The 15200-nt window shown below is 43.2% G+C and carries 12 protein-coding genes and 1 tRNA gene; 1 reads left to right on the forward strand and 12 read right to left on the reverse strand.

The genetic code is table 11. The features are described 5' to 3' along the window. Positions 1-101 precede the first annotated feature (101 nt). The 4 genes from QUA10_RS20020 to QUA10_RS20035 all read right to left on the reverse strand — a co-directional run bounded on the left by QUA10_RS20020 (position 102) and on the right by QUA10_RS20035 (position 7521). Entirely contained in the window at positions 102-2708 is a 2607-nt protein-coding gene (locus QUA10_RS20020) for a PAS domain S-box protein (protein ID WP_333084339.1), read from the reverse strand. Beyond that, positions 2705-3100 carry a response regulator gene (locus QUA10_RS20025; RefSeq protein WP_333084338.1) on the reverse strand — a complete coding sequence of 132 codons (396 nt, stop codon included), beginning with the start codon at positions 3098-3100 and terminating at the stop codon, positions 2705-2707. The genes QUA10_RS20020 and QUA10_RS20025 overlap by 4 nt, the downstream gene beginning before the upstream one ends. Before the next feature lie 124 nt (positions 3101-3224). Then, positions 3225-4661, reverse strand: a complete 1437-nt coding sequence (locus tag QUA10_RS20030; protein ID WP_333084337.1) for a response regulator — start codon at positions 4659-4661, stop codon at positions 3225-3227. Beyond that, a complete protein-coding gene (locus QUA10_RS20035; RefSeq protein WP_333084336.1) occupies positions 4654-7521 on the reverse strand; it encodes an ATP-binding protein in 2868 nt (955 codons plus the stop codon). Before QUA10_RS20035 ends, QUA10_RS20030 begins: the two co-directional genes overlap by 8 nt. 369 nt (positions 7522-7890) lie before the next feature. Between QUA10_RS20035 and QUA10_RS20040 the strand changes: the two genes are divergently transcribed. Further along, positions 7891-7963 (forward strand) — tRNA-Arg (locus QUA10_RS20040). 66 nt (positions 7964-8029) lie between these two features. Here the strand turns inward: QUA10_RS20040 and QUA10_RS20045 are convergent. The 8 genes from QUA10_RS20045 to QUA10_RS20080 all read right to left on the reverse strand — a co-directional run bounded on the left by QUA10_RS20045 (position 8030) and on the right by QUA10_RS20080 (position 15108). Beyond that, positions 8030-8194, reverse strand: coding sequence for a hypothetical protein (locus tag QUA10_RS20045; RefSeq protein ID WP_333084335.1), 165 nt, complete (start codon positions 8192-8194; stop codon positions 8030-8032). Positions 8195-8265: 71 nt separating this feature from the next. Further along, the gene (locus QUA10_RS20050) at positions 8266-9882 is read right to left on the reverse strand and encodes a diguanylate cyclase domain-containing protein (protein ID WP_333084334.1); all 1617 of its coding nucleotides are present in this window, start codon (positions 9880-9882) and stop codon (positions 8266-8268) included. Positions 9883-9887: 5 nt separating this feature from the next. Continuing rightward, positions 9888-10703 (reverse strand): alpha/beta hydrolase, encoded by an 816-nt coding sequence (locus tag QUA10_RS20055; protein ID WP_333084333.1) that lies wholly within the window; start codon positions 10701-10703, stop codon positions 9888-9890. Positions 10704-11015: 312 nt separating this feature from the next. Then, the gene (locus QUA10_RS20060) at positions 11016-11351 is read right to left on the reverse strand and encodes an EAL domain-containing protein (protein ID WP_333086350.1); all 336 of its coding nucleotides are present in this window, start codon (positions 11349-11351) and stop codon (positions 11016-11018) included. Continuing rightward, complete coding sequence (locus tag QUA10_RS20065) at positions 11290-11574, reverse strand: hypothetical protein (RefSeq protein WP_333084332.1); 285 nt, start codon at positions 11572-11574, stop codon at positions 11290-11292. The genes QUA10_RS20060 and QUA10_RS20065 overlap by 62 nt, the downstream gene beginning before the upstream one ends. Positions 11575-11764: 190 nt before the next feature. Then, a complete protein-coding gene (kaiC, locus tag QUA10_RS20070; RefSeq protein WP_333068315.1) occupies positions 11765-13327 on the reverse strand; it encodes a circadian clock protein KaiC in 1563 nt (520 codons plus the stop codon). Between the two features lie 345 nt (positions 13328-13672). Next, positions 13673-13987 carry a circadian clock protein KaiB gene (kaiB, locus tag QUA10_RS20075; RefSeq protein WP_006632119.1) on the reverse strand — a complete coding sequence of 105 codons (315 nt, stop codon included), beginning with the start codon at positions 13985-13987 and terminating at the stop codon, positions 13673-13675. A gap of 188 nt (positions 13988-14175) precedes the next feature. Beyond that, on the reverse strand, positions 14176-15108 hold the full coding sequence (locus QUA10_RS20080; protein ID WP_333084331.1) for a circadian clock protein KaiA: 933 nt from the start codon (positions 15106-15108) through the stop codon (positions 14176-14178). Positions 15109-15200 lie beyond the last annotated feature (92 nt).

The raw sequence follows: 15200 nt of genomic DNA on the forward strand, positions 1-15200 counted from the left end.
TCATTAAATAATCACATCGGTGCGATTTGGTATTTTATCCATCACTACAATTTATCATTACTTGTTTAGGACTACCCTCAAATCTAAACTCTCAAATGGTATTATGCAGGAGCGATCGCTCCTTTCAGACACCGCTGCAGATAAATTTGAGCTACCTTATCATTAGGGTTGATTTCCAAGCATGCCGAAAACCATCTTTTAGCTTCGACACACTTGTCACTATTGTAGAGTACCAAAGCTTGCTCAAAGATTGTCTTTGTCTCTAATTTTTTCTGTCGTAACTCTGGCGGATCGGCCGCAAATACTTCATAAACTGTTACCATTCGCGATTTGCCTTTAACTGCTACGCGATCGATCAACCTAAAATCATAAATATCGTTCAACTGTATAAAAGTATGGTGAGTAATTAACATGGAAACTCCATACTCTTTTGTCAAGTTTTCCACACGAGAGGCTAAGTTTACCGCATCGCTAATCACCGTGCTATCCATCCGACTTTGGCCGCCAACGGTGCCTAACATCAAAGAACCCGTATTGATTCCTATGCCAATTTGCAGCGGCGGGCGATCGGGTCGATTGCGACTAATATTATACTCATTAAGCTCTTCTAGCATTGCAATTCCAGCTTTCACAGCATCATCCGCACTGCCATCAAACAGCGCCATAATCGCATCGCCCATGTATTTATCAATAAAACCAAAATTATTAGTAATTGCCGGTTCCATTCGTGACAAATAACCATTGATAAATTGAAAATTCTCTTCGGGATTCATCCTTTCTGAAAGAGATGTGAAATCGCGGATATCTGAAAACAGCACCGACATTTCTTTCTGTACCTGATCGCCTAATTTGACTTCCAGAATACTTTCATATCCCAGAAAGTGGAGAAATTCGTGCGGCACAAACCGCCCGTAAGCATCTGTTAAATTTTCTTCTGCTGCTAAAGCTTTTTGTAACTCGTCTGTGAATTGGCGGCGTTCGGTTTCTACCTCTAGACGTTCCGTGATGTCTTGAAAAGCGGCGATCGCGTAAACTATGTTTTTCCGTTCGTCGTAGATTGGAGTCGCCCAAACCTCGATCGGCACAATCCGATCCGACCCATGAACTTCTAGATCGTCCATACGCACAAATTCTCCCCGCAACGCCCGAACAATCGGTTGGCTATCCCTCGGATACAATTGATTAGTTGCAGCGTCGTAAAAATGATAAGCTTCAGGAAATTGGTCAGTACCCCCATCAAAAATTAAACCTTGGGCTAGTATCCTTTCCCCCCAAGAATTCATGTAAAAAGGTTTCCCCTTACCATCGACAACAAATATTCCCACTGGCATCGCTTCCAGGAATTGAGTCAATCGACTTTCGTTTTCTGACAGTGCCTCGTTTAACTTTTCTTCGGCTGCCAAAGCTTTTTCTAAATCATTAGTAAACCGGATTCGTTCTACTTCTACCTGTCTTTGCAAACTAATATCCTTAGCAAAACCCTGATAGTAAAGCACTTCACCGTTAGCATCATAAACGGTGCGCGCATACTCAGAAATCCAGATAATGCTGCCATCTCGACAGTAAACCTGAGACTCAAACTCACACAGAGTACCGTGCTGTTTCATCAGCGCCAGAAACTCTTGACGGCGGTTCGGTTCCACGTACAATTGCTGCTGAATATCATTAATACTTTCTATCAATTCTGATGCGGAATCGTAGCCGTAAATTTCCGCCAGAGCAGGATTCGCACTGATAAAATGTCCGTCCGGAGTCGTCTGAAAAATACCTTCTAGAGCATTTTCAAATATCCCGCGATACTTCTCTTCAGCTTGAATTAACGCCGCTTCAGCTTCCTTGCGTTCAGTTATGTCACTAAAAGCAATAATTGCATAGGAAATGTCGCCTGTAGAATCATAAATTGGTGTTGCCCAACTCTCTACAGGAGTAATCTTATTAGCTGTACGAATTTCTACACCCTCAGTCCGCACATTTTCGCCCCTAAGTGCCCGCATAATTGGCAATTCTTCCACGGGGCATCTCTGATTAGTCCCTGTTTTATAGAATTGATAAATTGCTGCTTTTTGCTCTGAATTAATATGCGGCACAGTGCCTTTGCCAAATACATCCCGCGCTTTCTGGTTAGCGTAGAAAGATTGCCCGTTTGCATCAAGTACACACACGCCCAATGGCATAGCTTCTAGATATTGCGTCAAGCGACTTTCGTTTTCATGGAGTTTGGCAATCAGCATGGCCTGCTTGCGGTTTAATTTTACCAACTCCTGATTCATTTCCTGAAGTTCTCTTTGTTTTTCAGCTAATTGTTTCTCTTGAAAATATTTATATATTGCCTCAGTAACAGTTAATTTTAAGTCATCACATTGCCAAGGTTTAGGTATATACCGGTACAATTTAGCATAGTTAATAGCATTGGCTACCGCATCCAAATCTGCCTGCCCCGTCAGCATGATCTTGAGACAGTTCGGCGAGAGAGCATGAACGCTCCTTAATAGTTCGTCTCCTTTCATACTAGGCATAATATGATCCGAAATAACCAAAGGAACTTCATACTGTTCTGCTAAAAGTTCTGACAGTAGCTCTAAAGCTTCTTCCCCACTTTGAGCCGTTTCAATTAAATATTTATCTTCAAAGGCTTTTAGCAGGTCTATTTCCAGACTATCGAGTATAGTCTGCTCATCATCGACACAAATAATCACTGGTTTTTTCATAAATTTGCTAGACCAGACTTAATCGCTTCAATTAATTCTTGATTTTGCCAAGGTTTTTCTATGAAAGCATGAAGGTTTGCTTGAGTTTTGGTGCGCTCTATTGCTTCTTGGTCTGCTTGTCCTGTCAGCATCACTGTCACAATTTGCGGATATTTTTGATGAATTTTAATCAGCAACTCATCTCCTTTCATTCCGGGCATCAACCAATCAGAGACAATTACTAAAATGTTAACCTCAGCTTCACATAGCTCTTCAATAATTTCCAGGGCTTCGGCAGCACTTTCAGCAAATTCGCAAAGATATTTACCGTTAAATGCCTGTTGCAGTTCAATTTCCAGACTTTCCAACACTCCTACTTCATCGTCCACACACAAAATTGCTGATTTAGACATCGCTAGTTTCCTTCTTTAGTGTGGCAGGGTGCACCCCATGGGCAGCACACCGTTTTCCAAATTTTACATTCTGCGCGGGTAGACTGCAAATTTTCGCCCCCGACTTCAGTCTCCGGCGCTTTACCTACTCAGTTAAATTAATCGGCAAAGACACGGTAAATGCTGTTTTACCGGGCATCGACTCCACATCAATTTTACCCTGATGTTTTTCCATTATTTTTTTGACAATATCCAGCCCCAACCCGCTGCCTTCTCCCGCAGGTTTGGTAGTAAAAAAAGGATCAAAAATTTTCGGAATAATCTCTGGTTGCATCCCTTTACCGCTGTCACTAATTTTTACCAAGACGCTGGTATCTTGTTGTACCGCGTCAATTGTTAAAGTTCCTTGATTGTCCATCGCTTGTAAGGCATTGTGAATTAAATTTGTCCAAACTTGATTGAGTTCGTCGGGATAACACAGTACCACAGGCAACTGATCTTGATAGTTTCTGACAACTTCCACACCCTGCTTGATTTGGTTTTGATAAAGAGTTAATACAGTTTCAAGTCCATCCGTAATATTCACTTGTATTTTTTCCCCATTTACATCGTAACGCGCATAATTTTTCAGGGCAAAGACGACTTTTGCAGCGCGTTCAGTAGCGGTAGCGATGGTTCGGGCGCTTCTGTGAATGCTAGCAAAGTCGTAGGCTGTTCTGATAATATTTTCGCTGTCAGGATCTTTGAGCAACGACAAGAATTCTTGCAGATTTCCTTGCAATCCGATATTGACTAAAATGCTAGCAAGGCTGTCATAATTGTCAATGCCTTCCGACTCTAGTTGCTGCTTCACGTCTTTTTTCAATACCCGTTTTTCTCTAGTAGATAAAGAGTAATTTTGTTGACTAGAACTGTACATCAAACGCAAGAAATCTTGCTGGCGTTCTGCTGACAGTTCTTTAAAAAAAACTGGCAACCTTTCTAGATTGTTATCCAAAAAGCTGGTAATATTTCCAATAGACGACCGAATCGCCCCCAACGGCGTATTAATTTCGTGAGCAATGCCCGCAATCAGTTGCCCTAATGCCGCCATTTTTTCCGATTGCACTAATTGATTCTGAGTAGCTTGCAGTTGGTCTAAAGTAAGTGTAAGTTCATTGTTTTTCTGTTGAAGTTTTTTTCGCAACTGGCATATTGCTAAATGGGTTTCTACCCTCACTAGAACCTCTTCCACCTGAAAGGGCTTGGTAATATAATCTACCCCGCCCACAGCAAAGGCTTTGACCTTATCAAGTACGTCATTAATCGCGCTAATAAAAATCACCGGGATGTCGCAAGTTCGTTCATCAGCTTTGATCTTTTCGCAAACTTCGTACCCATTCATGTCGGGCATCATAATATCCAGCAAAATCAAATCGGGAGGCATACCTTTTGCCGCCGAAAGCGCTAACTCGCCGCTAGGTACTGGGCGCACTTTATAGCCCTTGCTGTTCAAAATTCCGGCTAGTAGTCGCAAATTAGCTGGGGTGTCGTCAACTACTAAAATATTACCGCGATCGGTGCTAATAATGTCGTTATTCATGTGATATTGCTTGAGATATTAACTTTAAAACTGTGTCGTACTCAAAATTTTCTATACAATTTGCGATCGCACCTGCCGTTACTGCATCCTTTAATCGAATTTGCTCTATCAATGTATCAATTAAATCCATATCTGCATTCAGTATTGCTAGCTTTAAATCAGCTACCAGTGAATCAGGCAATTTTACGAAATCAGCCACACTCATTACGCGATCGCCTTCTTTGATTGCCGATAAATTAGTTGGACCCGGCTCTTCATAAATATAGCGCACTCCGATATGTTTGTGCATCGCATCAAAAATATCGGCTTCCCGGAAAGGCTTCCTCATAAAAGCATCGCAGCCCGCCGACAAAATAACTGCTCGTTCTTCCTCCAAAACGCTCGCTGTCAGCGCAATAATCGCAGTAGCTTGACCTTTAATAGTACCTTTAATGTATTGCGTAGCTTCGTAGCCGTCCATCACAGGCATTCTCATGTCCATCCAAATTAGATGCGGTCCCCAACTATCCCAAATCTCAATAGCTTCTTGACCGTTAGTAGCTTCTTTTAGTTCAAAACCTAGAGGAGAGAGGATTTTAATTAACAGTTGGCGGTTGAGCTGTTTATCGTCTACGATCAAAATTCGATAGGTGTGTTGGTTGGGAACCAGGGCTATAACATTCCGGCTCGATTTTTGGCTTTCAATATCAGCCGCAGCGACCGCAATAACTTGAATGTCGAACTTAAAATTAGTTCCCTTACCAACAGCAGAACAAACGCTCATTTCGCCGCCCATTAATTCCACAAATTTGCGACTGATGGGCAATCCCAAGCCAGTACCTTCTTGCGAATCTTTGCCTGTCTTGGTTTGCACGAAAGGTTCAAAAAGATCGTCTAATTCATTGATAGCAATACCGGGACCAGTATCCTCGACTTCAAAATGAAGGAAGAAGGAACAGGTAGAAGCTGCATCGTCATTTGGGGTTGCAATGATCTGGTTGTTGGACGGACTGACTTGAGATATTTTAACACCAGTAATGGCGGAAATTTCTGTATTTTTTGATACTTCCGACTGCTCAAAGTTTCCCCCTTCTGTCTGCTGATTTTTGCCGAATGACTGCTTGCCAACTCTGACCGCTACACCGCCCTCATCGGTAAACTTAAGAGAGTTATTGAGCAGATTAATTAAGATTTGCCGCAACTTTAAATCATCAGTTTCTATGTATTGTGGCACATCGGGATTGCGGTCAAAAACCAACTGCAAGTGCTTGTCATCTGCTTTGAGTTGAAACATATCTTCTAAGTCGTTTAGCAGGCGATAGAGGTCGAATTTTTGGGGATTGAGGGTGGTACGCCCCGATTCAATTTTAGATAAATCCAGCACGTTATTAATCAGGGTAAGGAGGTGTTCTCCGCTGCTGCTAATTATGCTAATATTTTCTTGATGCTCTGGGGATAGAGTTTGGCTGCGAGTGATCAGTTGGGAAAAGCCGAGAATTGCATTGAGAGGCGATCGCAATTCGTGGCTCATGTTAGCAAGAAAGGTGCTTTTAGCTTGATTTGCTACTTCCGCTTTGTCTTTAGCTACAGCCAATTCTACCGTCCGCTCTTGCACTCGCTGTTCTAAAGTTTCAAAAGATTGTTGCAGTTGTTGAGCCATGCTGTTAAATGACTTGGCTAATTCCCCCAATTCGTCGGAGCGTTCGCTTTTTACTGTTTTGTCCCATTCACCTTTAGCAATATTTTTGGCTGCTGTATTTAAGCTCAAAATAGGATTTGTGACCCACTGAGAAGTCAGAATGCCAATCACCACAGCTACTCCTAAAGCTGCGAAACAAAGCAAAACCGCTGTGCGGGTATTGGCATCGATTTCTTTGGTGAAATCTGCTTCGGGAACAACTACGACAATCACCCAGTCTAAACCTTTGCCGTCTTGGAAGGGCAAGACTTTTAAAAATTGTCGCTTGTCATCTATTTCAAAGCTCAATAACTCGGATTTTTTAATTTCGTCTAATTTTTTAAAATTTGCAGTCAAATATTTAGCTGTCGCTTGAGTAAAAGGGTTGCTGCTTTCTTCTACTTTAAACAATTGTCTTTTCTTACCTTTAGTGCGAAACGGTTTTTCTGTTGTGGAAGTTGCTAACAAAGTACCCTGGCGATCTATAATAAATGTTTGACCTGATTTGCCCACTTTGAGACTGTTGAGAAATCTTCCGAAATGGTCGAGACGCAAGGCAGTAAATAAGACTCCTTCGAGCTGATTTTCGTCGCTGTATACGGGTTGGATAGCGCTGATAAGTAATGTTGGTTCTAGTAAGGAAACAAAAACCGAACTCCAAGTAGGTTTTCCGGTTTTAACGGCTTTTTTGTACGCAGGATGTTGCCGAGTATCATAGTTTTTGGCAAGGGTGGTAACTGTAGTGCGATCGCCTCGCTCGTTCGTCTTGTAAGAATTAAAATTTAACCCAGTAGATGGTTCTATCACATTAATCATTCGGGAGCCGTTAGACAGTTGTTGACCGGCTCTATAATTTCCCTTATTGTTGCAAACAGAGGTAAAATTGATATATGGATATAATTGTACTTGCCGCCAAAGATATTTCTCCCAAGCTGATAAGTTTTCCATCTTTAACAAGCCGAGCTTGACAGCATCCAGCTTGGTTTGATTGATTTGATGGGGAGTTGTTAGGTAAACTTGCAGGTTTTGCTCGACACGCAAACTGACCTCACTCATTAACTGACTGGCAAGATTATTAACTGCTTTTTGTCCGTTTCTAAAAGACAGATATCCTACGAGTCCCACGGTTCCCACGATTTGCAATACAAATGGAACTATGAGAACAGTTCGCAGCGGTAATTGGTCTAAAATTTTAGAAACCATAAGATTGAGGGGTTTGGTGAACTTAGTCTACAACCGTCTTTGCAAAACCTGTCTTAACAGCAGCACCATTTATTTACTGCCGCTTAGCTAGGGGGAATAGATGCGGGCTATTTTAGCTGTGGTAGATTCTCGACCCCGATCGAATGTGAACCTAATGTTTACTCGATTAAAGTCTATTATTTTACCCATTGTCGTATTATTGTTACCATTTAGCTAAAAGTTGCAGTCGCTGGCTTCGAGAACAGCCTGATAATTCGATCGCGCGGGCGAGTTTAACCCGCATGGGTCAAGCGGTTTGGAGGCCGGCCAGGAAATTTGCGATCGGCACTCGCTATTTTCGGCAAGACGTGTTATGATGTAGAAAGTCGAGGGCACGTAGCTCAGTGGATAGAGCATCAGGTTCCGGTCCTGAGGGTCGGGGGTTCAAATCCCTCCGTGCTCACTTTCTATGTCTTTTGCGGAGTAAGGGTTTCAGGTTAATCATATTACCGATCGTCCTATTTTCCGCTCAAATTTCGCTCCTGTCGGTTCCTAGTATCTCCAAAACCACCTCCATATCTGCCAAGTTTGCGCCGGACTTTTTGCGTCTGGTCTTCAACTGGTTTAGCAAGTCGGCTGGCTCTGGAAATTCTGCGACGGTCGGAGCCGAGTTTTCCAATCGCTCCGTGCTCATTTAAATTTATAAAATGACTGATTTTGAGAGACCGGGGACAAATTTTTGCCCTCGGTCTCAATTATTGTGATTTAAGCGCCAGTGTCAAAAATCGAATCGCCCCTGTAGTCGCCGATCGCGGACTGATTCCGCCCCTGTTCCTTAGCACGGTACAGTGAACGATCGGCGATCGCAATTAAGTCAACCGATGATAGTTCCGAAATCGGAATCAAGTTGGCGATACCCATACTAATAGTAACTACATCGCTCACATCAGAGGTTTTGTGAGGAATATGTAAAGCTTGAATAGCAGCGTGAATCCGTTGGGCCACCGAACTCGCTCCTTCAAGATCGGTATTAGGCAAAATGATGGCAAATTCTTCTCCGCCGTAACGCGCCACCAAATCCGCTGGACGGTACACCACCTCTTGCACAGTCTGAGCAAGTTTGAACAGACAATCATCCCCCATTTGATGACCGTAGCAATCATTATAACGTTTGAAATAATCCACATCAAACAACAAAAGAGAAATAGGTTTTTGTTCCCGGTATAGCCGCTGCCATTCATGCTCTAAGCGGTCATTAAAACAGCGGCGATTAGCAATTTGAGTCAACCCATCAATATTTACCACTTGTTCTAAGAGGTGAGTAGCGCGGGCTAGTTCTTCGTTAGAGAGTGCCAGTTGTTGATTAATTTCTCTCATGCGCGCTTGGGCCTGCTGCCTTTCTGCCAATTCCTTCTGCAACTTCTGAAAAATATCCGCTTGCTTAATGGCGATCGCTAACTGATTAGCAATTTGTTTAACAAGGTCAACTTCAAATTCTTCCCATTGCCGAGGAGCAGAACATTGATGAATACATAACAACCCCCACAAATCTTGTCCATTGAGCAACGGCGCAACTAAATTAGCCCGAACCGGAAATTGTTTCCAAAGAGCGCGGCAACAGTGTTGAAGGTCAATCTTATTGATATCTTCAACTACCTGCATTCTCCATTCTTTATATGAATCAGGACCTTGTTCACCACCACACGGGTCGTTAAATTGATTTCGGCTTACCAATTTACATCCTTCGCCTACGGATTCTGAAACAAACTCACCATATCCAAATTTACTGTCAGGATCGAACTTAAATATGCCAACACGCTCGGCATCAAGAAACAGGCGAATCTCCTGCGAAGCAATCTCAAAAATTGTAGACAAATCAAGAGATTGACGGATGTGTTGAGTAATCTCTTGAAGTAATATCGCTTTGTCGTACTGTTGCCGCAGAGCAATTTCCGCTTGCTTTTGGGCGAGAATAGCTGCCTCTGCTGCTTTTTTTGCTTTAATAATTTCACCTTCGTATAGGATACGCTGGCGGATACAGATCAAGATGCAATTGTTGACGAAGCTTCCCCCCTTCTCCCGACGCACAGCGTTGATCAGCATAGGTATATCACTACCCTGCTTTGACCTTAATGAGAAGTAAATTTCTTCTACTTTACCGTCGAGTTTCAACAGGGGGAAGAAATGGGTTTGAAAAAAAATCCGGCTGGCCATTGGCAGAATGGAGTTCATTTTGCGTTCCCGCAGTTCATCGGTTTCGTATCCGAGTAATTGCAGTAATGTGGCGTTGACCATTAGGATCGTACCATCGTCAGCAAACGAGAGGAATCCACAGGGTGACGTGTTGAGTAGCTCGTCTATCTGGTAGGTCATGTTTGCCATACAAATCAGGTAGTATGAGGTGCACTCAAATACTCCTTAATCATGTCGATCGTCTCTTGTGGATGACTCAGATGCGGGCAATGTCCCGTAGCTTTCATCAGCCGTAGCGTACTTTTAGGCAGGTGGCGCTGAAGGTAATGCCCTACCTCGGTGGGAGCAATCACGTCATCAGTGCATTGCAATATCAGTGAAGGTACTGATACCTTGGGTAAATCACTGCGATTGTCAGAGTAAAAAGTCACCTCGGCAAAGCGACTTGCAACCACCGGATCAGTGGAGCAAAAACTTGTCTCAAGTTCCTCACTTAACTCAGGACGGTCCTGATTCTGCATCACCATTGGGGCCAGAAAGCTTGCCCAACCAATGTAATTTTTCTCCATGATATCGAGGAGATCCTCAATATCTTTGCGCTCAAACCCTCCGTAATAATTTGGTAAATCATTGATGTAGCAGGGTGAAGGCCCTACGAAAATCAGGCGATTAAAGTAATTAGGAGCTTGAATTGAGGACAGCAGGCCGATCATACTGCTGACCGAATGACCGACAAAAATCACATCCGTCAACGCCAATTCTTTACAAATATCGAGGACATCCTGAACATAGCCATTGAGGTCGCTGTACCGTTCATAACTGTAGGCACTAATATCAGACTGTCCCGAACCTACATAATCAAATAGGATGATTTTGTAGTCGTTCTCGAAAGCCGGTGTTACGAAACGCCACATATTTTGATCGCACCCAAATCCATGAGCAAACATCATCGTCTGGGTGCCTTGTCCAAACACTTTTATATTATTCCGTAAGAAAAATTTTTTAGTCATTTGAGCGACACGAGCATTAAATTAATTATAAGACTTTTGCGCGCTTTGATGAGGGAGGATTGCTGATTCCACATAGTGGTAGACAACAATTCAGGATCTCGGATTAATTGAGTTGCAAACTCAGCAATAGCAGACTTCCTCAACATATAACGCAGCCCAATTTCCTAGGCGCTTGCTTGTAACTATTCCCATTTCGCTGGGGTTTCAATTCCTTCGGCAATAGTGCTCAGATTTAAGCCATGTCTGATTACAACTATGGGTTGGGCAATTCCGCGAGCGATCGCTCCCAACGCTGGCTAAATCGCGGACAAGTTAGGGATCAATTTTGAGCGACTTCATCAGAAAATTTTTCAGATTGTTAAAAGCAGCATAGTCAGGCCCACAATCATCCACAAAAATCCCAATACCACGCTTTGATAATTGGCTCAAAACATTGTATGTAATGTCAAAATTCAGCATCATTGTCGTTTCGGTAATCTCTAGCCCTAGATATTTCGGCTTCATCTGGGTGCGCTCAAGGATGCGATCGCTCTTAGTGATTAAAGTCGGTTGGCTGAGTTGACGTGCCGACAGATTCACCGCGATATTATGCAGAATTAGTCCTGCTGCTAGCCACTGCTGATATTGCCAGCAAGCTTGCTCTAAAATCCATTTGCTCTTCGGGAAAAATCAATCCAGTTTTTTCGGCAATGGGAATACATCGATGGCGATGAATCCAACCTAGTTCAGGAGAATACACTCCTAGTATAACTTTAACACCAGCAAGGCTACCTGTTTGCCAATCGAGCTGAGGTTGATCATACAGCAAGTATTTGCTTTCCAAGCACAATTCAAGAGATTTGCGATCGCCAGGGTATGGAATTTGACCCAAGGTATTGTTGCTGTGTAAAAACTATAGATATTGGGTTCTAGAGACAATAAAAGCTCCTATTTCCGCAATTAAGAAGCTGTAAAACATTGTCGTGGTTGCTATAAATATTCACACACTCCTCAAATTAAAAAAGTTGGGTTTTCTAGCTCAACCCAACCTACTTTTAACAACGATGAATTACTGCTAACCCTCAAATATCCTCATCGTCTTGACCTTGCACACCCTGGAGAATCCGCGATAGCTCACTCTTCTCATTAATAGTAATCCGAGTCGGAGAACCGCTGATAATCCGTTCGTAACCACGGAATGAATCTTTAATTTGTGGGCCTCTTTCAGTAATTGTGTATTCCCGAATTCCTTTGTCATGCCACGAACCACGCATCTTAAACACATTAATTGCCCGCGACATTTCTCCTCGAATCTCTACATACTGCAGCATAATAATCGTGTCAGTAATCGTAGAAATATGGGAGTCGGTAATCGAATTAGAACCCATAAACTGGTCGCTTGTATTCGTAAAAAAGCCGGTTATTTCTTCCTGCTTCGCAAAACCTGTCACTCCGATCACAAATTGCCTAAAAGCATTATTGCTGACACCCCTAGCTAAGGCCGACAGCGAGTCTATAGCAATTCGAGAAGGTTTGAACTCAGCAATTTCTGATTTAATAGTCTGCAAGTGGTCTTCCAAACCGGCAGATTCCGGGTAAGTACACAGCAGCTTCAGCATTCCTTTCTGTTCCATTTCCTCAAAATCAATGCCCCAAGAATAAGCATTGCGGAACAACTGAGCCCGCGACTCTTCATAGGCAAACAGCAGCGCCCGATTGCCGTTCATACAAGCATTCTGCAAGAACTTGCTCACCAACAGCGTTTTGCCGGTTCCCGTTGCACCCGTAGCCAAAATAATCGAGTCTTTGAAGAAACCGCCACCGCACATCTCGTCGAGAGTTTTATCGCCTGAAGAAACCCGCACGTTGGAAGACTTTTGAGTTAATCGCATCGCCCCCAATGGGAAAATATTAATTCCGTCATTAGTCATAGTAAAAGGATATTCGCCCTTCATGTGAGTTGTACCGCGCAACTTCAAAATTTCGATGGTGCGGCGGCGGCGTTCTCCTTCCAATACGTTGCGAACAATCACCACATTATCCGACACAAACTCTTCCACTCCAAAGCGAGCCACCGGGCCGTATTCTTCCACCCGTTCCGTCGTCATAACTGTAGTTGCTCCGACTTGTTTGAGGCGCGCCACTAAGCGAAAAATTTCTCGGCGCACCACCGATGCAGCGTCGTACTGCTGAAATACGGCGGTAACAGAATCTATTGAAACCCGCTTGGCTTTGTACTTGCGAATGGCGTACTGAATTCGCTCGATTAAGGCTGATAAATCAAAATTTCCTACGATATCTTGACCTTCTGGATCGGGGGAAGCGTCCAAAATAAATAGCTTGCCTTCCTCGATTAACTGTGCCAGATCCCAACCGAAACTGCAAGCATTTTTAATAATATCTGTCGGAGATTCTTCAAAAGTTACGAACACTCCAGCTTCGTCAAAATGGGTAATTCCATTATAGAGAAATTGTACGGCAAATAAAGTTTTTCCCGTGCCTGATGTGCCGCTGACTAGGGTGGTTCTGCCGAGCGGCATTCCGCCGTGACTGATGTCATCGAAACCCTCAATCATCGTGCGAATTTTTTCAACTCCTGCCGTTACCAATCCTTCTCGTTTAACCGTTTGACTAATTTCATTCATGTCGATTTTTGTCAACTCTCAGTATTCTTTAGTTGTCACTCATTAACCGCCGATCATGAGTCTTTGTACCCAGCTTTTAGTTTTGGCTCTTGCTCAATAACTAATGACTGCTGACTGGTGACTAATAACCCCGCTCAAAAACCGATACCGTGCCACGTACTTCTGTCGTGGAAAGATGAAAATTTTAGACTTTTGTTCAACCTCCCAGGTTCATCTGTTGAGTAAATCTAAAACCTAAAATCGTTCGACTAAGCGCGAGTCGATGCTTCGAATGAGCGCTCGCCGAACGTTTTACGCCAAACCGAAGTCTCAAATCTAAAATCGACAGACTCTCACTTGATTATCTTATGAATTGAGGTCTTCTTCGCGAAGTTCTTCATAGAGCAAATCTAATCCTATCAGAACTTTCTCACGATCGGACAAATCGCCAATAATTTTTCGCACCGGCGGCGGCAGGATTTTTGCCAGCGTCGGGGTTGCCAATATTTTGTCCTCTTCTGCTAGCTGAGGATTTTTGAGAACATCTATGACTTTCAGCGCGTAGACGCCTTGAAATTCTTGTTCTAGGATGTCCTTTAGGGTTTTCAAAGCTCGCACTGAGTTGGGAGTATTCCCCGCAACGTACAGCTTCAGAACGTAGGTTTTCTTCAGAGGACTCATGAACTTTTTTAAATGTTGAGTATTAGTTGTCAGATGTTAGTTGTAGTTGTTATTTGTCTTAAATCCGCTGTTCTTTGTTATTTTATAATAATTTCCGCCTCGCCCTCGCGCGGCCGTTGGTCGGCTCCTTTCTTTTTTGTTAGATTCTACCTTCTACCTTTTCTTTCTTAAATTATGCCGAATCCCTTCTACATTCTACCTTGAGAGGTTTCTTTCGGAATCGATCGCCGATACATCTCGCACATATGAGCGATCGCGTCAATCAGGGTCAAGCGGTAATCGAGCAATATTTCCTCGCTGCGCCCTTCTATTTTTAGCTGTTTAGCAAACTCGTCCATCAATTCCATGTGAATTTCTACAATTTGAGTCACGGGAACGTCAGCAAAAAAAGCCAAATTCACAAATTCATCTATTTGATTGTTGACCGCAGCATCTTGAGAAAAATAATTCAAAACGATGTCGCGATAACTTGATTTGAGTTGCTCCAAAAACTTTTGCTTCTCGGTTGCCGACAGATTTCTCAAAAAAATCTGGGAATTTCTTTTATAATACACACCTAAGTATCCTAATCGCTCCCGTAATTTTTCCGCCAGCCGCCGCTGCTGTCGGCTGAGCAAACTTTGAGCAGTCAATTGGGCTGTCGCATCGACCGTTACGGATTGGTAATTGACAGGAACCGGAGTTGAAAGCTTCAGAAATTGTGCGATAGCCCGATCGATACCGTCAGCTATTTCGCTTGATCGAGCGATTGCCAGTTGCACCTCACCAGGGTGATAAAAAAAAGCACAGCTTTCGTCTTGACTCTTGTTGGCGGTACTGCCTGCGGCCTCAAAACCATTTGAATATGCTGCTTCGGGCCTGCAATCTTGTGGGTGAGGCGAAAAAATCACAGCAGGCAAAAAGATCGATCGTTCTTGCAGCTTGCCCAGAAGCGCTCGCAGATCCCCATCCACCTCCAAAACCAAACAATCAAGGTGATAATTGTGCTTAAGGAACCCCAAAAGCTCCACTGCCGAATTCATGTGCGTTAAAGCATACCGTTCGCCTCTCAAAAGCTCGATCGCAGAGGCTGCGATTTCCTCAGATCGGACAAAAATACCGATAGACAGTTGAGGAAGCAAAGCTGTAGGTGCACCACCTAAGTTGCATGAAAGTGCTGGATCGCTCAGAGTTGATATCTCCTTTACAAAAAACTTAACATTTTAACAATCAT

The organism is Microcoleus sp. Pol8_D6 (genome assembly GCF_036700965.1).
GTDB lineage: Bacteria > Cyanobacteriota > Cyanobacteriia > Cyanobacteriales > Microcoleaceae > Microcoleus.